This is a genomic window from Paenibacillus sp. RC334, from assembly GCF_030034735.1.
Classification (GTDB): domain Bacteria; phylum Bacillota; class Bacilli; order Paenibacillales; family Paenibacillaceae; genus Paenibacillus; species Paenibacillus terrae_A.
In genome coordinates this window covers 2,609,102-2,631,519 of sequence record NZ_CP125370.1, presented here as the reverse complement: position 1 = coordinate 2,631,519, position 22,418 = coordinate 2,609,102, and the positions used below count along the sequence as shown (strand labels likewise).

Here is a 22,418-nt window from a genome sequence, read left to right as displayed (position 1 = left end):
CTAAAGGACGCTTGAACAAGTTCAAAGGATTTAGTGATAAAAATATCTCCTTTTCTCATGAAATTCTAATTTTCATCTAAAGGTGCTCCCATGTTCAAGAGTTATGATCATATTACTTTCAACTTTTGAATCATATAAGAAAAGGAGTAATCTCTAATATGTTATCTAACCTGGACTATCAGATTCTCCACTTCATTAATGAACAAGCGAATAGCTTTTCTGTTTTGAATGGGCTGATGCGTTTTTTCGCCGAAGATGCCCAATATGTATTCGCCTTGGGCTTGCTCCTGTACTGGTTTTCAAGAAATAAACTCAACCGGAAAATGATCATATCGGCTGTGGTATCCGTATGTCTGGGCATGGGGATCAGCTTTATTATCGGACATCTTGTGTACCGGGATCGTCCCTTCGTCGCCCACGCCGTCATTCAGCTAATCAAGCACCCGGCCAATGCCTCCTTCCCGAGCGACCATGCCATTGGAGCTTTTGCGCTGGCGGCCACGTTTTGGCTGTACGGTAAGAGGTTTAGATTGTTGTGGCTCGCCGCAGCTTTACTTATCGGTTTTTCCCGTATCTGGGCTGGCGTTCATTACCCGTCAGATATTGCGGCTGGTGCACTGATTGGCACCTTGTGTGCAGTTAGTACCCAATATCTGCTCCTGCGTTTCAAACGTCCTCAGCAACTGGCAGACTCGTGCCTGAAACTGTACGAAAAAATAGAATATAAAATTTGGAACAAAACGACAAAACCTCAATCTGAGGATGCTTGAGTGTGATTAAGCCCATAAACCATCGATATGGTTTATGGGCTTCTTTAATTTATCCAATATGTTCAGACCCTGTACGCCCGAAAACAAAGCGTTACAGTTGCCCCTATATGTTCAATACTGCTTACTCTGATGTCACCGTTATATCGCTTGACCAGCTGCTTGGCTATCGCAAGGCCCAAACCTGTCCCGCCCTGCTCGCGGCTTCTGGCCTTATCCACCCGATAAAATCGGTCGAATAAATATGGCAAGTCCTCCGCCGGAATTCCGATTCCGTAATCGGTAATATGAATATAAACCTCATTTCGTTCCAGCGTCCCCGTTACAAGGATTTCTTTCGAAGAGCCAGAATATTTAACGGCGTTATCCAGCACGATCAGTAACAGTTGTTCCAGATGCTGAGGCGTGATGTGAATCTGCACCTTTTCGAGGGGAGTCAGTTCCTCTCGGAATATCATATCAGGATGCAGCATGGCAAAATTGGTGAGCGTATACTGAACGGTGTGACGGATATCTATTGCAGGCACATTCTGTTCAGAAGTTCCCGATTCGGCCCGCGTCAACTCCAGAAGATCGTTTACAATCCCTTTCAAACGTTCAAGCTCCTGAACGGACACACTGAGCGACTCATCCAATATAGCCGGATCGTGTTTGCCCCAACGGTTTAATAAGGAGATATGGCCTTCAATAATCGAAATGGGTGTACGTAATTCATGGGAGGCATCCTCAACAAACTGCTTTTGCTGTAGGAAAGAACGCTCCAACTGATCAATCAGCCCATTAAACACTCTTCCCAGATTTGACAGCTCGTCATTGTTATCGGATACTTGGACACGTTCCTCATGCAGCCCTTTTTTCCGTATTCTTGTCATCGTATCCGTCATGGACTGAATCGGCCGAATTAACTGGCGTGAAAGAAAAATTCCTCCTAGGGCGCTTAAAACAATAGCACCTATACCGCCCACAATCATGACACCTTTTATTTTGTCACTCACCTTCTCTAAATTTTCCATATTATTGATAATTTCAATTGTTCCCGTAAAACCACCTGAATTCAGCGGACTTCGCATGATCAAAACCTGATCCTCCAGATGCCAAGCAGTCATAATACGGGTGCTTTGCGCCGTTTGCGGCGGAAACCAATCCTCAGGCATCTCGTCGCTGACGCTCAATAGCGGGGTTCCTTGCTCGTTCAAAATACGAATCATTTGATGCGGATCATTCATATCCTCAATAAATCGTCGACTGTTCACGATTTCCTGTGCGGACATTTGTTTTACCTGAAAAAAACTTTGGATTTCATTCATACTCTTGCGGATGCTCACTTCTCCCTCACTGACCATCCATTGGTTAATCGTAAAGTATTGGACACCGTTGTACAAAACAAACAAAATACATAGCAGCAACGAAGACCACACCGCCATTTTCCAACGAATGGGCAGCCGGGAGAATATGGATTTTAACGTTGTCATTTTCGGATCACATACCCCAATCCGCGTAGTGTCTGAATAAAGCTCGGTTCCCCAGGCTCGTCGATTTTGCTTCGCAGGTAACGAATATACACATCTACGACATTCGTTTCCACCTCTGAATCATAGCCCCATATGAGTTCCATTAGCCTCTCCCGGGTCATGACGCGCCCAATATTCTGCATTAATATGGACAGCAGATCAAATTCACGCTTCGTCAATTCAATAATCTGCTGGTCTTTGGTCAAAATGCGGGCCTCGCTGTCCAGTACCAGTCCATTGTAGATAATTTGATTGGTATCTTCCACAGAGCCACTGCGTCGCAGCAAAGAACGCATCCGTGCCAGCAACTCTTCAATAGCAAAAGGCTTAGGGATATAATCATCTGCCCCGCTGTCCAGCCCCATCACTTTGTCCATCACACCGTCTCTGGCGGTCAGCATAATGATTGGAGTTTGTTTCGTTTTGCGAATCCGTCGGCATACTTCGATTCCGTTGAGGCCTGGGAGCATTAAATCCAGCAGGATGATATCCCATTCCTTGCTTAATGCAGACTCCAGCCCCTTCCGCCCTTCATAATTAACAGTTACCTCGTAAGATTCATGCTTTAGTTCCAGTTCAATGAAACGGGCCAAATTTTTCTCATCCTCGATCAGCAGTATCTTCTTCATAGCTATCCTTTCTATGCTCGGGGCGACTTCTCCTAGTATGCTTGTTTTAGAAACCAGTTTACTCTATGTACATTAAAAAATAATGATCTTTTCACTTTATTTTTCTCATGATATTTTAATGTGTCCTGAGTAAGTTTAATCATGAATCTATGAACACAGCTCTGTGCTCATCCGCCCCCTTTATGAATTACCTGATGAAAAACGGTGTCTCTCTGTTCCCAACCTGAACCACGATATGCACGACGGCACGATCCGGGAAGCAGATCAATGGCTGCAAGCCCATTTATCTGCTTATGCCCGCTGGGCACCGCAGCATAACAGTCTTTTAATCGTAACATGGGACGAAGATGACATGAGCAGTAACAACAAAATCCCGACTATGATTATAGGTCCTCATTTGAAAAACGGCCCTTACAACGGGAAAAGCACTCATTTCTCCGTGCTGCGCATGATCGAACAATTATATGGATTGGAGCTGCTCGGCAAGAGCAGAACGGCACCGCCGCTTAATATATGGACAACAGGCTCATAAATGTCTAATATGATGGTGGAGTATGACTTGAAGGGGATAGATCATTTGGAGGTACTATACAAAAAGCTGAGCAATAATCATGAAATAACGATATACGACACCACAGAGCTGTATGGTGAAAAGGGATTATTCCGGGTGATGCAGTTTTCAAATGCAGCCGTACAAGGCGCGGTGGATTTGAATCATCCGCAACGCATTCTGTTCGAATATCCGAGAGCCATCATCCATCTGATGGAGCTGAACGATCCGTCATTTGAAGACGTGTTTGTGATTGGGCATGGCATAGGTACGATTGCGGGTCATTTTACAGATAAACGCTTTAAGATTGCCGAGCTGGATGCACAAGTCGTGGAGTTCAGTCGAACATTCTTTGGATACGATAAGGACAATGTGACCGTTGGTGATGGACGTCGCATGTTGGAGAAGGAAGCGTCGGATGCTTATGATTATATTATTTTGGACGCCTTCACAGATCAGGGAACGCCGCCGCATTTAATATCCCTGGAATTTTTCAGGATGGTCAAAGAAAAGCTGGATTCCGAAGGCTCCATGATTATGAATGTAATGGGCAAAAGTGAGCACGATCATCTGATGAATGCCATTCATACAACGTTGCGTGAGGTATTCGCTTATGTCACAGCTTTCTCCCTCCCCTCGGAAGGAGCTGCCGACATTCAAAATATTATTGTGATAGGCCGGGACAAGCCAATCCGGTTTCAGGCACGCCATATGGCAGGCTTTAATGAGATTGCACTTGGAGAAGGTCACATTCTACAGGACACAGATACGTAATGCTTGTACAGTAATTGTTGGTAAAGATACGCCCAAACGATTGTAGTCCGGGCGTATTGGATTGTAGAACCGGATATGGTACAGGCTTGTAAATTAATAAGCTGTGTGGCTATTGTTGAATAAGTTCCAATATCCGTCGCTCTACATCTTGGATATGAATCGTCTCTTTGCTGCTGGATCTTCGCTCCACTAACTCTATTTTCCCGTGTTCAGCATCTTTGCCAACAACAATGCGCACGGGAATACCCACTAAAGTCCAATCTCAATCCCACGATGGAGCTTCAATTTCCCTTTGTCACAGTGAGGACATGGGTCCCCTTCCACGAGGGGGTTCCAGTCGCCTTTGACACGGCATCTGAACTTGCTATTTCGAATTTTTCACTACCTAAAATATGTTTAACTTTTACTTCGTTGACCTCATGATCTCCCCTGACGACTACAGCAATGGGTTGATCGTCAGCCATATAAATCAATGTTTTGATCATATCTTGTGGCTGTATTTGCAGCGATTCAACCAGTTGATCTATCGTGCGCAGACCTGGAGTATGAAACTTTTCCATTTTGTCTGTATTGAGAGAAGGGTTGGTGTCTGATTTTTCCATTCTCCGTGGCTCAGCTTTTTCAAGATTAGCAGCATAGTCACAGCAGGTACAAGCGGCTATCGTATCCTCTCCAATGTCAGCCAGCGCCATAAATTCATGTGTTCCGCCTTTGCCGCCAATAGCACCCGCATCTGCTTCAACTGCGCGAAAGTTCAGACCACAACGGGTAAAAATACGATGATAGGCCTTAAACATGGTCCGATAAGCTTGATCCAGCCCTTCCCAGCTCGCATCAAACGAATAGGCATCCTTCATCAAAAATTCTCTGCTGCGGAGCAAGCCAAATCGTGGACGTCGTTCATCCCGAAACTTGGTTTGAATTTGATACAGCATTACAGGTAATTTTCCATATGAATTCACCTCATTCCGTACTAATGACGTAATGACCTCTTCATGGGTAGGACCCAAAGCAAACTCCCGATCATGTCGGTCTTGAATACGCATCAGCTCTGGACCGTACACCTCGTATCTCCCTGACTCTTGCCACAGCTCAGCAGGCTGCAATGCAGGCATTAACAACTCCCCAGCCCCTGCACGGTCCATTTCATCCCGTACGATTTGCTCCACTTTTCGGAGAACACGTCTGCCGAGTGGCATGTAGGTATACATTCCAGCTGCAAGTTGCCGGATAAACCCTGCACGCAGCATAAGCTGATGGCTGACCACTTCGGCTTCTGCGGGCGATTCACGTAATGTTGTCAGTAATAATCGACTTTGGCGCATGTGTGACTGCCTCCTTGTATGAACGATAAAATATACGCAAAAAAGACACATCCGTCAGGGACGAATGTGTCTGGTACCACCCTTAATTTGACCATATCCATAGCATGGAACAGCCCTTCATCAGATAACGGCGTCTAGCCGGTAACGCTCTAAAATACACTCCGCTACAGCTCGCAAGGCAGGGAAACGTTCATTCGCGGCGGAGAAACCTTTCAGCCCATGGATTTCTTCTCTGTACGGCGATTGTTGAACCTTTGATCCTTGGTCTACACTATTCCTGTATATTACAATTTTCATTACCTTACACGAAACGGAAACCGTGGTCAAGGAGATAATTATCTATCTGGAATTCATCCAGAGACATGAACGATATTTTGATTTCAAAATAATTAAACTTCGTTGTTTTCCATATTGCATAAGGAATGGCCAAATTTTAGGACGTATACGCCTGCGAAAACCCAAAACAAAGCGGACAAACCGAGGCGAAATGTCCCAAATACGAATCGCTTCCTGCTTTACTCCTTTGGGCAACTCATTGGAGAAAAGAAAGCGGTTAAGCGATCGTGTAATAACTCCTGTTATCGCTTCAATCGTGCTGACATCCATCACAATGATCGTATCAGAGCGCTGGAGCCGCTCCGTAAAATAATAATCATGATAATTCCCTTCGATGATCCATTCTTCCTTTTCGAGCACTTCGCCCAGCTGTTTGAAAAATTGTTTATCCGTGCTCCGCTTCCACTCGGGTCCCCAATACAAATCATCCAGAGAGATGTACGGCAAATGAGTCCACTTGGATAGACGTTTGGCAAAAAAGGTTTTGCCGCTCCCCGGCGAACCGATCACGATAATACGTTTGGCGTGCTGCACAGCAAAAATTTCGTCATTCACCCTTCGATGTAAGGGCAGCATTGCATAAATCAGTCGATAAAGCGAACCTACCACGAAAGAACCTCCCTTTAAAAACATATACAGGAGGAACAGCGGCAAAAAAACGATAGCGTATTTTACACTGTTCATCAAGCGACCTGCTCCTTTTACAATTTCAGCAACAAAAAGTAGGTTAGATTCTCTTCTTTATTTATGTATCTTTCTCCTTAAAATACATACCCTTAAAAAACACAAAATTTTGCGGATGCATGCCGTACAGCTCCTTGAACATGGAATGAAGATTATTTAGAGAAATGGTCTCTGAAACCGTCCGATCCGTTTGAATGGTCAAGGCCACACAGCTGATTCCGAATTGACACACTTGCTCCATAGGGTATCCTTGGATAATTCCATATATCATTCCGGCAATAAATGCATCATCTGCGCCCGTGACATCCATAACTTCCGGAACTGGGTGCATAAAAATTTGTCCATGAGATCCATCCTGCGAGGCAAACAAAACACTGTCTGCTCCCCGAATAAGAATTACATTTTGAACCCCGAGTTGATGAAAAATCCGGGTTGCATCCAGCATTTGCTGATCATCCTTAAGTTCTATTCCCAAATAGGATTCAGCTTCTACCTGGTTACATACCAGCCAACCCACCCCATTCAAATTTCGAGGAAGCCTTCTCATTTTGGAGGCGGACACTGAAGAAACGACGAGCGGAATCCGATGTTCATGGCATAGCCGTATGGTGGATGCAATTACGTTCATAGAGAAATTCGTGTCCAACAGCACAAGTCGGGACGAGGCGATCAAAGGAGTATTTTCAAAGATTACTGAAGGACGGATCTGATCATAAATCTCCATTTCTGCTGTCGCTACAATCAGCTCCCCACGTTCGTCCAGCAAAGCAGTGTAAACCCCGGTTGACGGTTCACCTTTGACTTGCAGAGGAACCACTTTCATATAATGTCTAGACTGCTCGACTATAAATTCACCTTCCGCATCATCCCCAACTGCGGTTAACAGGCTGACCTGTTGGCTTAGCCTCCCCAAATTTTCGGCAACATTGCGAGCCACCCCACCGCAAGATTGCTGCCTGGTGCTGCTCGGGTTGGAGGTGTGAAGCTGAAATGTACCTTTAAGCATAATTTTACGGTCAAGATTGGCCCCCCCCGATACATAGTATTTTTTGTCTAGAAGGCCAAGGCTCGTCCAGTTCATTTTTGTGAATCTGTTTTAATTTCATCATTTGACTCCTTTCGCAAGTCTATTGGCATTGGATGTTTTAAATTTGTACAGAAATAAGCACTATATAAAATTAACATGTTCCAAATGTCAAATTCTCAAGAATAATGTCGATTGCATTAAAAAATCACCTATTCGTAAAAATACCAGCCATTTTACGAATAGGTGATTTGATTAAAAATACAGCCTAAATCCTTCGTTACGATATGCTATTTCAAAATAAATAGAGCAGCTCCATGAGAAGGTACCTCTGCGGACAGCTCTTGCTCTAAAGTGCCCAGATTCACACGATTCCATAAGTCTCTGCCACTTGTCTGTCCTTCAATGTCCAGGTCTTGCAGCGATACACAGACCCGCGAAGCTTCGTCTCCAGCATTAAACAAAGCCGCATATACATGACCTTCCACGTTATGTGAAGTCCAGACGATATGTTCATCCTTTCTGTACACCTGCCGGGCATCCAAACCGTTGCGGTGAGCATCCAGCACCTCTTCATTGGTCAGCAGAGAAAGCGTCCACGCATCGTTATCCCGCAGTTCTCCCCCAAACATTAGAGGGGATCGGAAAATACTCCACAAGGTCATCATCGTCAGTTGTTCATCCTTCGTAAAGCGTGTCCAGCGGTCATGGCTACCGGAATCTACAGAATCGACCGAGCGAATACCCAAATGACCCAGTGGCAGCATGTCGCAATCCGGCCAATGGCCCGGGCCCACGTGCTCTGCCCACTTCTCGCAGCGCTCAAACATGCCGTGCAGCAAAGGCCATACATCCCAGAAATCGTCGGTCATGCGCCACATATTGGCGTTGGCGATTAATTCGGATGCATGCTCCAGCGGTGCCGGACCTGGCGACAGACTCAAAACCATCGGACGTCCGCATTGGGCGATGGCCTGCCTAATCAGTTCAATTTCCGCCAAATGAGTATCATAGAGTCGTGAAGCTGCGATGTCATCCACCTTTACAAAATCAACACCCCATTCCGCATAGAGGTCAAACAGCGAATTATAATATTCCTGTGCGCCTTCCTTGGTAGCATCTACCCCATACATATCTGTATTCCAGGGACAAATGGAGTTGGGATGTGCAATCTGTCTCGCAGTTGCCTGGGTTCCCAAAATCGGCGTATCCTGATGTACCGCCTGTCTCGGAATGCCTCTCATAATATGTATACCGAATTTCAAGCCCAGACTGTGTACATATTCCGCAAGAGCCTGGAAGCCACGTCCATCCGCTGCGGAAGGAAAACGATTTACCGCTGGAATGAGACGTGAAAATGAATCCATTTCCAGCGGAACAAATGAGCGATATTGTGAAGAAACAGCTCCCGGCTCATACCACTGAATATCTACCACGACATATTCCCAACCGTATTCCTTCAAGTGCTCTGCCATATACTGCGCATTTCCCCGTACTTCTTCCTCACGCACCGCTGCGCCGTAGCAATCCCAGCTATTCCACCCCATAGGTGATGTATGCGCTACCAAATGATGCTTCATTCCAATTCATCCTTTCATCATAAGAATACTCATCCTGCTGCCAAAATCCACCTCGTCACTACGGTATTATTATAATGTAAACCCTTACTTTTGTCGCTCGTCACCTGCCTCTTTATTTTCCAGTCCCCCTTTTCATACAAATTAGTTGACTAACTTAAAGAATGTGGTACATTTAAAATTGGTTGTAAAAAAACTTTGACTTGAATCAGAGGGTGATTTTACGTGTGCGAGCATGCTTACAGAATTTTGTTGTTTTACAAATATGTCAATATTGAAGATCCTGCCACCTTTACAGCAGAGCATCTGGCTTACTGCAAGGAGCTGGGCGTCAAGGGAAGAATTTTGATTGCTCAGGAAGGAATTAACGGAACACTGTCTGGTACGGTAGAGCAAACCGAGCAATACATCCGTGATTTGCGCGCCAATCCGAAATTCCACGATATGGTTATTAAAATAGATGAGTCTGACGGTCATGCGTTCAAGAAAATATTTGTACGCCATCGTCAGGAGTTGGTTACGCTACGTCATGAGGATGAGCTGGACCCTAACGAAATCAGTGGCAAGCGTTTGTCACCGAAGGAGTTTTATGAGCAGCTTCAAGGTGAAGATGTGGTTGTGCTGGACGGACGTAACGACTATGAATATGACATCGGTCATTTCCGTGGCTCCATTCGTCCGGAAGTCGAATCTTTCCGTGAGTTTCCACAGTGGATTCGCGACAATATGAGTCAGTTCAAGGACAAGAAAATACTGACGTATTGTACTGGCGGAATCCGGTGCGAAAAGCTGTCCGGTCTTCTGATCAAAGAAGGCTTTGATGATGTGGGCCAGCTGGATGGCGGCATTGTAACCTACAGCAAGGACCCGGAGGTCCAAGGTCGTTTGTTTGACGGTAAATGTTATGTGTTTGATGAACGCATCTCGATCCCGATCAACCATACCGACGAGGACGTTATTGTCGGCACGTGCTTCCATTGTGAATCACCAAACGATCACTATATCAACTGTCCGGTGTGCAATCTCCAGCATATCGTATGTCCGGACTGTGAAGAGCAGCATCAACATTATTGCTCTGATGAGTGCCGGACCAAAGCGGAAACCGTTGCTTCTGCATAAATCAGCAAGATAATTGCTTTTATTGTAAAAAAGGGATGTTCCTATTAGCCTTTCAACATGGCTGTGGACATCCCTTTTGTTGTACACCTCGGTGCATTACATAGAATAACTACCACAAGCTTCATAGTATTTGCCTATGACCTTGATCGTATTTTCATCTTGGACGGGCTCAAAAGCTGCGCCTTATAATGAAAAATGTCATTACAAGAAAGGATTGGTGGATTTCATGATTCAAATCGTACTTTCAACCCTTCTATCCGTTATCGTTCCACTGTCCATTCCGGTGATCGCCGGGTTTTTACTCGGCAAATTCATGAAGCTGGAAACGAAACCGCTCTCGACTTTATACTTATATTTTTTAAGTCCCGCGATGATTCTGGACACGCTGCTCAAGGCACAGCTTTCTTTGCATGATGTGGCGCAAACTGCCGCCTTTTCGATCTTGAATCTGCTGCTGTTATGGGGAATTGCGCAGATTGCAGGGAAAATGTTTAAGCTAAGCGCCCCTGAAACGGCCGGACTCACCTTAATCTCCACGCTGACCAATAGCGCAAATTATGGCCTGCCCCTTATTTTACTTGCCTTTGGGCAGCTTGGATTGGATAAAGCCTCTGTATATGTTGTCATCCAGATAATTCTGGTCAATACCCTTGGAGTTTACTTTGCAGCCCGCTCTGAGTTTTCCGTTCAAAGCGCCGTTAAGTCAGTATTCTCGCTGCCTGCGATCTATGCAGCTTTACTCGCCCTGGGGCTTCGAATGCTAGATTGGCATCTGCCCTCAGGCATACAAGCGGGCGTTTCGATGATTGCTGCCGCCTATTCACCAGTCGTGCTGGCAATCCTTGGAACCCAGATGGCTTATGTAAAAATATTCAAGCTGGAGCCGTCTATTAAAAAAGCCAGCTACGCAGGACTCATCATCCGGCTTCTGCTCTCTCCGCTTGCGGCCTGTCTTGCCATGCTGATACTGGGGATATCAGGCCTTTTGTTCTCCGTGCTCTTTATTCTGGCTTCCATGCCTGTTGCCGTGAATGCTGTCATCTTGGCAGAAAAATTCAATGCATCGCCCAAACTCGTGTCCACCTGTATCCTGTGGAGCACTTTAGCCTCATTCCTGATTTTGCCTATCCTCATTATGATCGTAGCATGATAACTAGAAAAAAAGACTCTCTAGGGTGTAGTGAATCCAGTATGCAGCCTGCTGTCGACTTAGGCTGCATACAATTGATTAGCGTATTCGTGGAAAACTGATCCAGCCCAGCAGATTTAATCTTGATTTTTTTCCCTTTTCCCGGATTTGTCCCATAAATTCTCCAAGAAATCGTTCCCACTTTAAACCTATTTCTTTTTTCGCGCTATCGTTTTCAAGCACGCATCTTACACTCTGGTTTAAGGCAGATTCCAAGTGCGATAAGGCTTCGCGTAAATGATTATCTATACTTTGTTCGTTCATTTATCCGTTCTCCTCACTTTTGGGTATTGTCAAGCAATGAGATTTCTTGGTCAAGCTGCTTTTTCATTCTTTCAAATTGGGCTTCGGCAACGATATCTTCCACTTCTTGCCGGGCTAATTCAATGAAAGATTTGCTCCGATTGATCAAGTTGGCTCCACCTTGCATACCAGCTTCGGCAAGAGGGCGGAAAGTAGTTTTAGCAATAGGAAGCAAAGCAGAAGCGGCAAAAGCGAGCGCAGTGCCAATTACAATTTTATCCATGTTATTTTGCAGCATTGTGATCCTCCTGGTAATTAAGTATTACTGCGGCGTTAAGCCGCAGCATAGGTTTGGTTTGCAGGCAAAGCGCTGATTGCTTGCTTTTTTGAAATTAGAGCCAAAATCGGTTTGGACAAAAGAGATACCGATCCGGCTACGCCAAGGATGGGAATCCAATATTTCAGCGGCAGACTGGCGGTATGGAAAAATCCGGCCAATGGCGGGATATACAGTGCTCCTAGCAAAGCCAGCCAAGAAACGCAGAGAGCCCCGATCAAAAAGCGATCTTTCGTCCAATCGCGCACTGTTTCTTCAGAGCCTTCCTGTCGCCACGAAAAGGTTTGGATCAACTGCCCTGCGACCAATGTTGCAAAAGCAACGCTCTGAGCGATAGGCATTGGCGTACCGACTGCAAGGCTTGCAGCAAATAAGCCGAGCGATCCCAATCCCAGCAAAACCCCTCTTGTAATCACTTTCTGGTACAGGTCTTTATCGATGAAATCGGTTCGTTTCTGCTGCTTCGTTTTCTGCCCTGGATTTACAGCTAGAACCATTGCTGGCAAAGCATCGGTCAACAAATTCATCAGCAGAATTTGAATAGGAACCAGAGGGATCGGCAATCCAACCATCACGGCAACGCTGGTGACGATGATCTCAGCCAGATTTCCGGTTAATAAACAGCCGAGTGCCTTACGAATATTGCCGATAATGGTTCGGCCTTCTTTGACCCCCTCTAGAATCGTGCCGAAATGATCTTCTGTTAGCACCATATCCGCAGTTTCCTTCGTCACTTCCGTTCCTGTTCTTCCCATTGCGATACCAACGTTGGCTTGTTTGATAGCAGGCGTATCGTTGACGCCATCGCCAGTCATGGCAACGATTTGTCCTCCTTTTTGCAGCGCTGTTACAATACGAAGCTTATGCTCAGGCGTGACCCGGGCAAAAATGGATACCTGGTCCACAATTTGGCTCAACTCTTCGTCTGATAAACGGTCAAGCTCATGCCCAGTTACAACACTCCGCGCATCACTGTAAATTCCGAGTTGCTTCGCGATGGCAATGGCGGTAATCGGGTGATCGCCTGTGATCATCACAGGTTTTAGCCCAAGTGCAAAAGCTTCCTGAATATTTTGTTCTACTTCAGGTTTGGGAGGATCCATCATGCCGGTCATGCCGACATAAATTAATTCACGCTCGTCATCAATGGACTCATTATCGATACTCTCATCCAAAGGTCGATACGCGAAAGCAAGCACACGCAACGCTGCCGCTGAAAACTTTTCATTTTGCTGTATAATGTGCTGCTTCTGTTCTTCGGATAGAGGCAATATTTCTCCGTTCTTTTGGTATCGATTGCAATGGCGGAGAATCGTCTCAACAGCCCCTTTGGAAAAGAGATAGCATTCCCGTTCCGCCTGAACATCCTTGCAAACCACGCTCATTTTCGCGGTTTTAGAATCAAATGGAATTTCATGCCCGCGATGCCAATGGGTCATATCGTTAAGCCACAGTCCGTTTTTGGCTGCAAGGGTCAAAAGCGCGCCCTCAGTCGGATCCCCTTTGGTCATCCACTGTCCTTCCTGCTGCTCAAGCTTGCTGTTGTTGCATAGCAAGCAGATTTGCAGCAAGCGAGTCAAATCAGGATGGGCTGAAGGGTTTTCGTAACTTCCTACATTTTTGAGCCCTGCCGCTGCAGCGGCAGCCTCTGGAGCAAGCTCCTCCAATGCTCCCGTCGGTTCGTAACCATCGCCTGTTACAGTCCACGCGCGATCCGCGGTAGAGAGCGCTTTTACCGTCATTTCATTTTTAGTTAACGTGCCTGTCTTGTCTGTGCAAATAACCGTAGTCCTTCCTAATGTTTCCAGTGAGGAGAGCTTTCGGATCAGCGCGTTTTTCTTCGCCATACGGAAGATGCCTGCGCTGAGGGCAATAGTGATGGTAACCGGAAGCCCTTCAGGGATGGCAGAAGCCGCCAGTGTGATCGAAGTCGAAATCATTTGTGGAAAAGGGATGCCACGGAGCATACCAATTGCGAATACGATCCCTCCAACGATAAGAGCGCCTTTCACAAATTTTTTGCTAATTGACGTTACTTTTTCCTGTAAAGGGGTTACTTCTTTTTCCTGCTGCTTCAAAAGCGACATTAAATGCCCCATCTCGGTACTCATCCCGGTTTGTACAACAATACCAATTCCCTTGCCTCCGCACACGTCGGTTCCCATGAAGAGCATGTTGGTTCTCTCAGATAAAGCACAATCCTCTGGCAAAGAGGACTCATTCTTTTCGACGGGAAGAGATTCCCCGGTGAGGGTCGACTCGTTGGCTCGCATGTTCCATGAGTTAATTAACCGGATATCCGCTGGAACGCGGTCCCCTGCTTCCAGGGAAACGATATCGCCGGGCACCAATTCCACAGCATTTAGCTCTACGTGCTGGCCTTGTCTGATGGCCTTACATACTGGGGGTTGAAATTGATTCAGCTTGTCCACAACTTTTTCCGCTTTGCGTTCCTGAATCGTTCCAATAGCAGCATTCGCGAGCAGGATTGCCCCCATTGCGAGTCCATCGAATACTCCCCCCGTAAGAAAGGCCAATGCACTTGTACCAAGGAGGATCAGCGTTGTGAATTCCTTGAATTGGCCTAAATATGAAATGAGCCAAGGAGTAGGTTTTTTACTCTCAAGCCGATTTGAACCATATTGGTTTCTTATAGAAAGAACCTGATCAGAGGTCAACCCGCTTTGCAGGTTGGTTTGTAACTTCGCGATGATTTGTTCGTTAGGTAGTTGATACCAGGCAAAAGCTTCGGAGGCGACCGCAGCCTCGTTCTTATACGCCATTTCCGGTGGAGATGGCAAGGCTTCACTCCTGTTTTTCGTTCTGGATATAAACACAAGCGATAAAGCATCTCCGATCAAATTGATCACTGGAGCACTGATCATGCCTAATGTAGCAAAAACGGACCCTATAATATTCCATTTTTTAGCAATTGAAGCATGCTCGTTTACGATTTGCTCTGTTTTCTCGGCGTACATAGCACTTTCCTGTATATGTTGCAGCTCATGAATGGAAATCGTCTGGATTCCTGCTTTTTTATAAAACTCATTGAGCGGATTTTGCTCCAGACCGGTGACAAATAAAACCTCTTCGCCATGCTGCTTGAGCTCAGCAATCCGTTCAATCACTTCGCCTTGTTCAAAAGATGACCAGCTTGTATCCATTCGGTATTGGGAAAGCTCGTCAGTACTGATATGAAGGCTGTTATGCAACAGACCAAGCCGCCAGCCTTTTTCGCTGAGTGAAAAGGCGGCAGAGCCATATTCATTGACCGGTGATAGCCGATGTCTGGCAATTAACCCAAGACATTCGCCTTTGGCATCCCCCTGGCTTCCGACCAAAAGAACGTCGTATTCTTTTCTGGCAAGCCTCTTTGATTTAAGCTCATAGAAACTGCAATCAATACCGTGTTCCTCCATGTATTTGTAGCTGCCAATGATAACCTGTCTATCATTGACTTTTCCTTTTATACCCTGTGGCTCTTCTTTCACATGAAAAGCTGTGCGGATCGTCCGGCAAGTCCGTTTCGCCTTGCTGAACACCTCTTCTTTCCAAGGATGTTCTGTTTTCTCCATTAATGAAGCTGCCAAACAAATCGCTTTATCCGCATCTTGCTCCTTCTCCACCATGCATTGAATTTCTTCAATCTCTGTACGGTTAAACAGGAGTGATGCATCTTCGAATAAAATCGTTTTCGTTCGAGCGAGTTGGGATAATGATCCTTTTTCCGGAATCACGTATTTTCTTTCTCCTGAAACAAGCTCGGCCTGTTTCCAGGCATGCTCAGCAGGTACGGTCATCACCCGCGGATTTGCTGCCAGAAGCACAGCGATTGCACGAAGCGGATTCCGGGTAACGGCCCACGTCATTCCGGCTGCAATAAAACCTAATCTGCCTGCTTTATCGCTATATGTTTGAATTTCCGGTGACAAAGAAACCTCTTGCTGTCCATTTAATGCAGTGCAGTTTCGCTTCCAGTTCACATATTGCAAAATGCTGAGTCCGGCAAGCACTACAAGATTTTCGCGCATAAGCGCGAGAGCGAGAGCGCTTGTACCTAAAATGAGATCCGAGTTTATTTTTTTCTTTTCCGAATAGGTCTGAATTCCTCTTTTGAGAAAAGGGTAGCCGGTTACGACAGGTACGAGCGCCGATAAAAAGAACGGCGCCGGGCTTCTTGCCAGGGCTGAACGTCCGAAAAAGACCTGCTTGATTCCCAGCACGGCTAAACCGCTCATGGAAATAGCCAATGCAATGGGGATTTTTCCTCTTGGCTCGCCCGTATTGGTCTTAGGTGTCGTAGGGATCATCGGCAGATCACAAGGAATATCCAATTCAATCTGGGTAGCGGCAGCTTCCCGCTCCGCTTTCTTCGACCCGGTAGCCTCGTTTTGGATATCCGGGCGGGCTGTTAGATTGGCCGTACAAATCCGATCTTCTGTTTCACGGAGTATATGGAAAATGTGCTGCTCAGAAACAAGCTTTACATCGTAAAGAAGCAGCACTCTGCCCGTCACAGTACAGGGTTCCGCTCTGGAAATTCCACTACAAGCGGACAGACTTTTGGATAAAAGCTCTGCGCCAGCTTTGCTTCCCTGCAAACCGTAAATTTCCATCCGTATCCTGCCAGGAAGGACATGAAGAAACCTGTTTTTGTTTCGCAGCAATACCATATTTAACCCCTCTTCCATATCAAAAGCCAAAATCAACTTTGCTTATGGTTAACAATAGTTAGCAAAATATGCATTTTATTTTCTAAATGTAATCTAGTATAAAATTCTTATTTAAAGGAATTATTTTACTAACAACTTTTTAAGGAGAGTGTATTGTGGTTAAATCACCGCTCGGTATTATTTTCGCTGCTGCGGCCGTAGCACTTGCTGTGTCCCCCGAAGCCCGAAAAGCCGCACGCAAACTTGCCGTTAAAGGAGCTGGAATTGTGCTTGAGCTCGCGGATCAAGTCAAAGACAGCACTAGAGAGCTACAGTCCGCAGAAGCAGTACAAATCGAAGAAAAGAATACAAATGAAAATAATTAAAAAACGCATAATGGGGAACTAATATTCGGGAGTAACAAAAAATCAAACTAAAGGAGTGATCAGCATGCTTCAAGGCGGTTCATTATGGGGAGGTCTTATCTCCGGAGGTATAACCCAACTGCAGAATACCATTAGCTTGACGAAAGGACAAATGGATAACAAAGATTATATGGTTCATACGTCGGGGAATTTGACAGGAGCACTCGGCGTCATGGCCGGTATTGAGTATGGGGCTATCCTTGGAACTTCGTTGCTGCCAGGAGTAGGGACAGTCCTTGGTTCCGTTGTTGGTGGGTTGTTAGGGAACAGTATGGGCCAAACAGTTGGAATGCAAGCAGGCAATGTGCTTCTTAACAATCGTTTGGTCAGCAACATGACACAGTACGCATCGAAAGTAACCGAGTCCATAACGAGCCCGGTCGTGGATGCAATGCAGACGACAGCATCTCACGAATAAATAACAAAATATCCATATAACTCGCTAACTTCGTTTAGCGAGTTTTCCCCATTTTAAAAACGAGAGGAACCTAACAATTATGACTAAAAACGAACATGAGAATATTCCCGACACGATCACGATTCGCCTTAGCGCCACATGGCAATTGTTCCAAAAAATACGGTATTTATTATTTAGAAAAAAAGAATAAGCAGATGGAGGCATACGCTGTGAACTATATTAATCGTGAAATAAGCTGGCTTCAATTTAACAGACGTGTTCTTGAGGAAGCGCAAGACGAAAGCACTCCTCTGCTGGAGCGAACAAAGTTCATATCGATTGTTTCCACCAATCTGGATGAGTTTGTCAGTGTCAGGGTCGCAGGACTCATGGATAAAATTAGAGCGGGCAATCAAGAGATCGATTTCACTGGCTTTACCCCGCAACAGTTACAAAATAAAGTAATCGCCATGATTGAGCAATTAGTAGCAGATCAGTATGCAACCCATGCACGGATTATTCAACTGCTAAAGGCAGAGCGCCTTGTTTTTACTGCTTATTGCGAGCTTAATCCTGCTCAGCAGAAAGAAATGGAAACCTATTATCTTGAAAAAGTATTTCCCGTGCTAACTCCTCTAGCTATCGATAAAAGCCGCCCTTTTCCTCTGATTCGTTCGAAAAGTGTATATTTGGCCGTCGGTTTGAAGCCGCCTTCCGATGCATCGGGCAAGGACTGTTATATTGCCTTGGTTGAAATTCCGTCCAATCTGCCTCGCTATATTAAAGTTCCGTCTCTATCAGATCATGATGATTGGCAGTTTATTTTGCTCGAAGATTTGATTAAGCAGCATATTCACACTTTGTTTACTACGTATACGCCTGTTACTTTCCATACATTCCGTTTAACTCGAAATGCAGACCTTGATCTAAACGAGGAAGAGGCTGAAGATATCCTTGATGAAGTGGAGAAAGTATTGCGCGCAAGAAAATGGGGCACTCCGATTCGTTTGGAAATAGAAAAGGGATTTGATCCATTTGCACTGGAATTACTAGAAAAAGAACTGGAAATTGAAAGCCAGTTTTTAATTACGAATGATGGACCTATTGACTTAAGCTACTTCATGTCATTCGCCAATTCGATCGAGGGTTATGAGCATCTCAAGCATTCGAGATTTGATCCTCTTTATCCGCGAGAGTTTACGAAGACAGACGATTTTTTTTCAGTGCTGCGGAAAAGAGATGTTCTCTTATTTCATCCGTATGAATCGTTTGACGTTGTTAACGATTTTGTCGAACATTCTGCTGCCGATCCATCCGTTATGGCTATTAAAATGACCTTGTATCGCGTAAACGGTAATTCACGGATTATCCGATCTTTGAATCGAGCTGCCGAAGCAGGAAAGCAGGTCACTGTAGTCGTCGAATTGAAAGCACGGTTCGATGAAGCCCGAAATATCGAATGGGCAAAAGAATTGGAAAAAGCAGGTTGCCATGTCGTTTACGGCCTGCCCGGGTTAAAAATTCATGCCAAAATGATTTTGGTTGTACGTAAGGAAGCGGATTCTCTTAGACGTTACATTCATGTTGCCACCGGAAATTACAATGAAGTATCGGCGCAAATATTTACAGATATCGGACTGTTCTCTTCCTATCCGGAGATCGGCGAAGATGTCTCCAGCTTATTCAACAAAATTACGGGATTTTCCGCCCCGAGCCAGTGGCATTACCTCAGTGTAGCTCCGGCGCATTTGAAACAACGGTTGTTGGGCTGCATTCAGCGCGAAGTGGAAAATGCCTTGAGCGGCAAACCTGCAAGGATTATAGCCAAAATGAACTCGCTATCGAATAAACAGTTGGTCGACGAACTATATTCCGCTTCCCAGGCAGGCGTTCGAATTGATCTGATCGTTCGTGGCATCTGCTGCTTGCGTCCAGGAATTCCCGGACTGAGCGACAATATTACCGTTCGCAGTATTGTCGGCCGATTTTTGGAGCATTCCCGAATTTTTTATTTTGAGAATGCCGGCACGCCCCAATTGTGGCTATCCAGTGCGGACTGGATGACCAGAAATATGGACAAGCGGATTGAATTAATGTGCCCGCTATTGAATGAAGAACATCAATCTGTCGTCATCCAATATTTATTGCTGTTGCTGAACGATAATATTAAAGCCCGACAGCTGCTTCCCGATGGACAATATGTTATGGCGCACAATGAACAGCCCCCCTGCCGTAGCCAGTCAGAGGCCAAAAATCTGGTAGTAAGGAAAAACAACTCTTTTCCTATTCAAAACGACTGCATAACCCCGTTGGCAGCCTCTGCATACCCAAACGAGTCAGACCTGATTCACTGACTGTTATCATCTCCTGTTTGGTATTGCTTAATAAGATTGTTCAATTTATCCAAAAGATGTGGCGCCATATCCAAAATCTTGTCGTATACAGTAGGAGAGTTATCCAGGTAGATTGTTTGAACGCCCATTTTGCCGATTATTAAAATTGCGAGAGGTGTTACGGACACACCTCCGCCCATACCTCCGCCGAATGACGGCGTCACCCTTGCGGCTTGCTGATTGCGCCTTTCCCAATCGCTTCCACCTGCCGCAAAGCCATAGCTCACTTTACAAACCGGTATGATAATGGTGCCGTCAGACACCGTAACCGGTTCTCCAAGGGTCGTATTGACGTTCATCATGTCCTCTAAGTGATCTTTCGCCGTTTTTACAAAAGATTGTAATGGATGCTCTGACATTCATTCACCTCTCTACAATGGTTCTCTTATGTCATTGTAGTCAGGAATGAAAAAGAATAAACTGCATTGACTCTCTACACCATAGAGAGCCATGCACGATCCTGTCTCCACTCCACCTGCACCGGTGTTTCAAAAAAATCGCTAAGCGTTTCACTGCTCAGAATATCAGTCGTTTTGCCTTTGGCAAAAACGGTACCCCGGTGAATCAGAATGGTATGCGTGTACATGGGTAGAATTTCTTCTATATGATGTGTAACATACAGCAAATTCGGCGCACCCGGCGACTCGGACAACTGACGGATACTAGTTAGTAAAGCTTCCCTGGAAAAGAAGTCCAGTCCGTTACACGCCTCGTCCAAAATCAGCAGCTTGGGCGAGGCCATCAGCGCACGGGCAATAAGCACTTTTTGCTTTTCCCCCTGTGAGCACCCCTGATACAATCGGTCCACGAGGTGAGCACAGCCCAGTTGGGTCATGAGTTGTACGGCCTGCTCATAATCTGTATCCGTTGTTTGATCATAAAGTCCAATGGAGGCAAATTTGCCGCTAATGACAACATCCTGCGTGCGCTGACTGCCATTGATTCTTTCCTGTAAAGAGGAACTGACCCAACCGATGGATTTGCGCAGTTCCCTCAGATCCACATCCCCGAAGGTATGACCCAGCACACCGACACTGCCTGTAGTTGGCCATATGTAACCATTAATTATGTTAAGCATCGTTGTTTTGCCTGATCCATTCAATCCGAGTACAGCCCAATGCTCTCCTTCGGCTACTTGCCAGTTAATTTGATCCAGTATGGTGCGATTGTCCCTTTTCCAGCTTACATTGTTAAGTTCAATGACAGAATTCATGTTTATCCTCCTATTGATCATATCATCTGATGTTTATGAGCATAGTAAAAAATCACTTTTACTACGTTAATCCTCACTTTCGTATTAGAATAGCACAGGGTTGCAGGTTGTTCAATTCTAAATTCACTGTATAAAATTTTTAATCGTAACAGAAACGAAACCATGACTAATAGCCCACTTTCTGCTCCCCCATACATACGGGAGCAAAAAGCGGGCTGTTTCGTTGTTTTATGATTTGGATTTTGAAGCGATAAAGACCGATTTATGAGGCAGTTTATTCGCTATTTCTCTAGGAAGGCCCAGATTCGTTGCTAATACATCAACAGGGTTCCCAGCCAGCCACTCACTCAAATCAATGGCTTCGTAATGACCGCTGTTAAAGCCAATCAAAATGCGGCATACCTCCGAACCTATATTTTTAATATAATGTCCGGCTCCCATGGGTACATACCCCACATCTCCGGCTTCAAACTGCTCTGTCACTGCATTCCCTTCAGCGAGAAATACAGTCATTTCTGCATTACCATCCAAATAATATTGCCATTCATCCGCATTGGGATGCCAGTGCATTTCTCGCAATCCGCCCGGCTCCAGCTCAATCACAGATCCTGCCATAGTCGAAGAAATCGGAAAATCTTCTACCGTAACCGTCCGCTGTGTCCCTCCGCCCGGTGCCAATCTGGGCTGTTTGGCCATTAAAGGATACCGATGTTTAGTGATCAGATCGGAAGAAACGCGAGGATATGCATTATGAGAATCGTTAGAAGGTACAGGTCCTTTTACAAAATAGGCTTCCTTATCTGGCAAAAGAGCCAGTTCGTCGGCTGCAAGTCCCAGATTCTGCATGACAACCTCCGCAGGAGTCTGAGCGATGAAATCCGTTATGCTGAACGTGTGGTCCTCCGAAAAATCTCCATTATCAAAAATCAGTATAAAATGACACTCACCAGGACCAAGACCTTGAATTGAATGACCATAACCACGAGGAAAATACCAGACATCACCGGGATTGAAAATATCGACATATGAAGAACCGTCCGGATGGATAACCGTTGTCCGACAGGAGCCGCTAATCACATAGGCCCATTCAGCCGCATTAGCATGCCAGTGAAGCTCACGCATTCCACCCGGCTCCAAACGCATAGAAACCCCTGCTATTCCTTCCGATACAGGAAAATCATGGACCGAAGCCCCACGTGTGATACCTCCCGGTCCGGTTCTGGGTTCCTTTTTCTCCAAAGCATACTTAAATGATTTCATAGCCGATTCCTCC

General features: G+C 45.5%; 19 protein-coding genes and 2 pseudogenes. 8 read left to right on the top strand and 13 right to left on the bottom strand.

What is annotated here, in order from left to right:
• The first annotated feature begins 158 nt into the window (after window positions 1-158).
• On the top strand, window positions 159-770 hold the full coding sequence (locus QMK20_RS12135; protein WP_283655910.1) for an undecaprenyl-diphosphatase: 612 nt from the start codon (window positions 159-161) through the stop codon (window positions 768-770).
• 62 nt (window positions 771-832) lie between these two features.
• Here the strand turns inward: QMK20_RS12135 and QMK20_RS12130 are convergent, their stop codons facing one another.
• Both QMK20_RS12130 and QMK20_RS12125 read right to left on the bottom strand, forming a co-directional pair.
• Window positions 833-2,239, bottom strand: coding sequence for a HAMP domain-containing sensor histidine kinase (locus QMK20_RS12130; protein WP_283655909.1), 1,407 nt, complete (start codon window positions 2,237-2,239; stop codon window positions 833-835).
• Window positions 2,236-2,907: a response regulator transcription factor gene (locus QMK20_RS12125; RefSeq protein WP_283655908.1), complete on the bottom strand. Its 672-nt coding sequence runs from the start codon at window positions 2,905-2,907 to the stop codon at window positions 2,236-2,238. Before QMK20_RS12125 ends, QMK20_RS12130 begins: the two co-directional genes overlap by 4 nt.
• A 163-nt stretch (window positions 2,908-3,070) precedes the next feature.
• Here QMK20_RS12125 and QMK20_RS12120 point away from each other — a divergent pair, with 163 nt between their 5' ends.
• Together QMK20_RS12120 and QMK20_RS12115 are read left to right on the top strand one after the other, a co-directional pair.
• On the top strand, window positions 3,071-3,439 hold the full coding sequence (locus QMK20_RS12120; protein ID WP_283655907.1) for an alkaline phosphatase family protein: 369 nt from the start codon (window positions 3,071-3,073) through the stop codon (window positions 3,437-3,439).
• A 27-nt stretch (window positions 3,440-3,466) separates the two neighbouring features.
• The gene (locus QMK20_RS12115) at window positions 3,467-4,231 is read left to right on the top strand and encodes a spermidine synthase (protein WP_283656254.1); all 765 of its coding nucleotides are present in this window, start codon (window positions 3,467-3,469) and stop codon (window positions 4,229-4,231) included.
• A gap of 109 nt (window positions 4,232-4,340) precedes the next feature.
• Here QMK20_RS12115 and QMK20_RS12110 read toward each other — a convergent pair whose 3' ends face one another.
• The 5 genes and pseudogenes from QMK20_RS12110 to QMK20_RS12090 all read right to left on the bottom strand — a co-directional run bounded on the left by QMK20_RS12110 (window position 4,341) and on the right by QMK20_RS12090 (window position 9,180).
• Window positions 4,341-4,469 (bottom strand): hypothetical protein, encoded by a 129-nt coding sequence (locus QMK20_RS12110; protein WP_283655906.1) that lies wholly within the window; start codon window positions 4,467-4,469, stop codon window positions 4,341-4,343.
• A gap of 26 nt (window positions 4,470-4,495) precedes the next feature.
• Window positions 4,496-5,556: pseudogene (gene proS / locus QMK20_RS12105) on the bottom strand (proline--tRNA ligase); the annotation flags it as partial.
• Window positions 5,557-5,895: 339 nt separating this feature from the next.
• On the bottom strand, window positions 5,896-6,576 hold the full coding sequence (locus QMK20_RS12100; protein ID WP_283655905.1) for a P-loop NTPase family protein: 681 nt from the start codon (window positions 6,574-6,576) through the stop codon (window positions 5,896-5,898).
• A 61-nt stretch (window positions 6,577-6,637) separates the two neighbouring features.
• Window positions 6,638-7,682 (bottom strand): annotated as a pseudogene (locus QMK20_RS12095) (carbohydrate kinase family protein).
• Window positions 7,683-7,890: 208 nt separating this feature from the next.
• Window positions 7,891-9,180 (bottom strand): glycoside hydrolase family 27 protein, encoded by a 1,290-nt coding sequence (locus QMK20_RS12090; RefSeq protein WP_283655903.1) that lies wholly within the window; start codon window positions 9,178-9,180, stop codon window positions 7,891-7,893.
• Between the two features lie 222 nt (window positions 9,181-9,402).
• Here QMK20_RS12090 and trhO point away from each other — a divergent pair, with 222 nt between their 5' ends.
• Window positions 9,403-10,296: an oxygen-dependent tRNA uridine(34) hydroxylase TrhO gene (trhO, locus tag QMK20_RS12085; protein WP_283655902.1), complete on the top strand. Its 894-nt coding sequence runs from the start codon at window positions 9,403-9,405 to the stop codon at window positions 10,294-10,296.
• 226 nt (window positions 10,297-10,522) lie between these two features.
• Window positions 10,523-11,446 carry an AEC family transporter gene (locus QMK20_RS12080; RefSeq protein ID WP_283655901.1) on the top strand — a complete coding sequence of 308 codons (924 nt, stop codon included), beginning with the start codon at window positions 10,523-10,525 and terminating at the stop codon, window positions 11,444-11,446.
• A 78-nt stretch (window positions 11,447-11,524) separates the two neighbouring features.
• On the opposite strand, the gene QMK20_RS12075 is transcribed toward QMK20_RS12080, so the two are convergent.
• Genes QMK20_RS12075 through QMK20_RS12065 form a run of 3 tightly spaced genes read right to left on the bottom strand, consistent with a single transcriptional unit; the run spans window position 11,525 to window position 16,738 of the window.
• The gene (locus QMK20_RS12075) at window positions 11,525-11,749 is read right to left on the bottom strand and encodes a hypothetical protein (RefSeq protein WP_044646003.1); all 225 of its coding nucleotides are present in this window, start codon (window positions 11,747-11,749) and stop codon (window positions 11,525-11,527) included.
• Window positions 11,750-11,762: 13 nt separating this feature from the next.
• The gene (locus tag QMK20_RS12070; RefSeq protein WP_283655900.1) at window positions 11,763-12,026 is read right to left on the bottom strand and encodes a DUF5132 domain-containing protein; all 264 of its coding nucleotides are present in this window, start codon (window positions 12,024-12,026) and stop codon (window positions 11,763-11,765) included.
• Window positions 12,027-12,061: 35 nt separating this feature from the next.
• On the bottom strand, window positions 12,062-16,738 hold the full coding sequence (locus tag QMK20_RS12065; protein ID WP_404580088.1) for a cation-translocating P-type ATPase: 4,677 nt from the start codon (window positions 16,736-16,738) through the stop codon (window positions 12,062-12,064).
• Window positions 16,739-16,893: 155 nt separating this feature from the next.
• On the opposite strand from QMK20_RS12065, the gene QMK20_RS12060 reads away from it, so the two are divergent.
• The 3 genes from QMK20_RS12060 (at window position 16,894) to ppk1 (ending at window position 19,893) form a co-directional block, all read left to right on the top strand.
• Window positions 16,894-17,103 carry a hypothetical protein gene (locus QMK20_RS12060; RefSeq protein WP_044649175.1) on the top strand — a complete coding sequence of 70 codons (210 nt, stop codon included), beginning with the start codon at window positions 16,894-16,896 and terminating at the stop codon, window positions 17,101-17,103.
• Window positions 17,104-17,167: 64 nt separating this feature from the next.
• Entirely contained in the window at window positions 17,168-17,560 is a 393-nt protein-coding gene (locus QMK20_RS12055; protein WP_283655898.1) for a hypothetical protein, read from the top strand.
• 194 nt (window positions 17,561-17,754) lie between these two features.
• Window positions 17,755-19,893, top strand: a complete 2,139-nt coding sequence (gene ppk1, locus QMK20_RS12050; protein ID WP_283655897.1) for a polyphosphate kinase 1 — start codon at window positions 17,755-17,757, stop codon at window positions 19,891-19,893.
• Here ppk1 and ytfJ read toward each other — a convergent pair.
• From ytfJ to QMK20_RS12035, 3 genes are all read right to left on the bottom strand, one after another.
• Window positions 19,887-20,291 carry a GerW family sporulation protein gene (ytfJ, locus tag QMK20_RS12045; RefSeq protein ID WP_283655896.1) on the bottom strand — a complete coding sequence of 135 codons (405 nt, stop codon included), beginning with the start codon at window positions 20,289-20,291 and terminating at the stop codon, window positions 19,887-19,889. The genes ppk1 and ytfJ overlap by 7 nt on opposite strands.
• A 74-nt stretch (window positions 20,292-20,365) precedes the next feature.
• Complete coding sequence (locus tag QMK20_RS12040; RefSeq protein ID WP_283655895.1) at window positions 20,366-21,145, bottom strand: ABC transporter ATP-binding protein; 780 nt, start codon at window positions 21,143-21,145, stop codon at window positions 20,366-20,368.
• A 228-nt stretch (window positions 21,146-21,373) separates the two neighbouring features.
• Window positions 21,374-22,405: a cupin domain-containing protein gene (locus QMK20_RS12035; RefSeq protein ID WP_283655894.1), complete on the bottom strand. Its 1,032-nt coding sequence runs from the start codon at window positions 22,403-22,405 to the stop codon at window positions 21,374-21,376.
• Between the last annotated feature and the right edge of the window lie 13 nt (window positions 22,406-22,418).

What these genes read in the sequence shown, in the direction of transcription:
- QMK20_RS12070 (WP_283655900.1), bottom strand. Translation starts at nt 12,026, where the DNA reads ATGCTGCAAAATAACATGGATAAAATTGTAATTGGCACTGCGCTCGCT.
- ppk1 (WP_283655897.1), top strand. Translation starts at nt 17,755, where the DNA reads ATGGAGGCATACGCTGTGAACTATATTAATCGTGAAATAAGCTGGCTT.
- QMK20_RS12035 (WP_283655894.1), bottom strand. Translation starts at nt 22,405, where the DNA reads ATGAAATCATTTAAGTATGCTTTGGAGAAAAAGGAACCCAGAACCGGA.
- ytfJ (WP_283655896.1), bottom strand. Translation starts at nt 20,291, where the DNA reads ATGTCAGAGCATCCATTACAATCTTTTGTAAAAACGGCGAAAGATCAC.
- QMK20_RS12065 (WP_404580088.1), bottom strand. Translation starts at nt 16,738, where the DNA reads ATGGTATTGCTGCGAAACAAAAACAGGTTTCTTCATGTCCTTCCTGGC.
- QMK20_RS12130 (WP_283655909.1), bottom strand. Translation starts at nt 2,239, where the DNA reads ATGACAACGTTAAAATCCATATTCTCCCGGCTGCCCATTCGTTGGAAA.
- QMK20_RS12125 (WP_283655908.1), bottom strand. Translation starts at nt 2,907, where the DNA reads ATGAAGAAGATACTGCTGATCGAGGATGAGAAAAATTTGGCCCGTTTC.
- QMK20_RS12040 (WP_283655895.1), bottom strand. Translation starts at nt 21,145, where the DNA reads ATGAATTCTGTCATTGAACTTAACAATGTAAGCTGGAAAAGGGACAAT.
- QMK20_RS12080 (WP_283655901.1), top strand. Translation starts at nt 10,523, where the DNA reads ATGATTCAAATCGTACTTTCAACCCTTCTATCCGTTATCGTTCCACTG.
- QMK20_RS12100 (WP_283655905.1), bottom strand. Translation starts at nt 6,576, where the DNA reads ATGAACAGTGTAAAATACGCTATCGTTTTTTTGCCGCTGTTCCTCCTG.
- QMK20_RS12075 (WP_044646003.1), bottom strand. Translation starts at nt 11,749, where the DNA reads ATGAACGAACAAAGTATAGATAATCATTTACGCGAAGCCTTATCGCAC.
- QMK20_RS12090 (WP_283655903.1), bottom strand. Translation starts at nt 9,180, where the DNA reads ATGAAGCATCATTTGGTAGCGCATACATCACCTATGGGGTGGAATAGC.
- QMK20_RS12135 (WP_283655910.1), top strand. Translation starts at nt 159, where the DNA reads ATGTTATCTAACCTGGACTATCAGATTCTCCACTTCATTAATGAACAA.
- QMK20_RS12055 (WP_283655898.1), top strand. Translation starts at nt 17,168, where the DNA reads ATGCTTCAAGGCGGTTCATTATGGGGAGGTCTTATCTCCGGAGGTATA.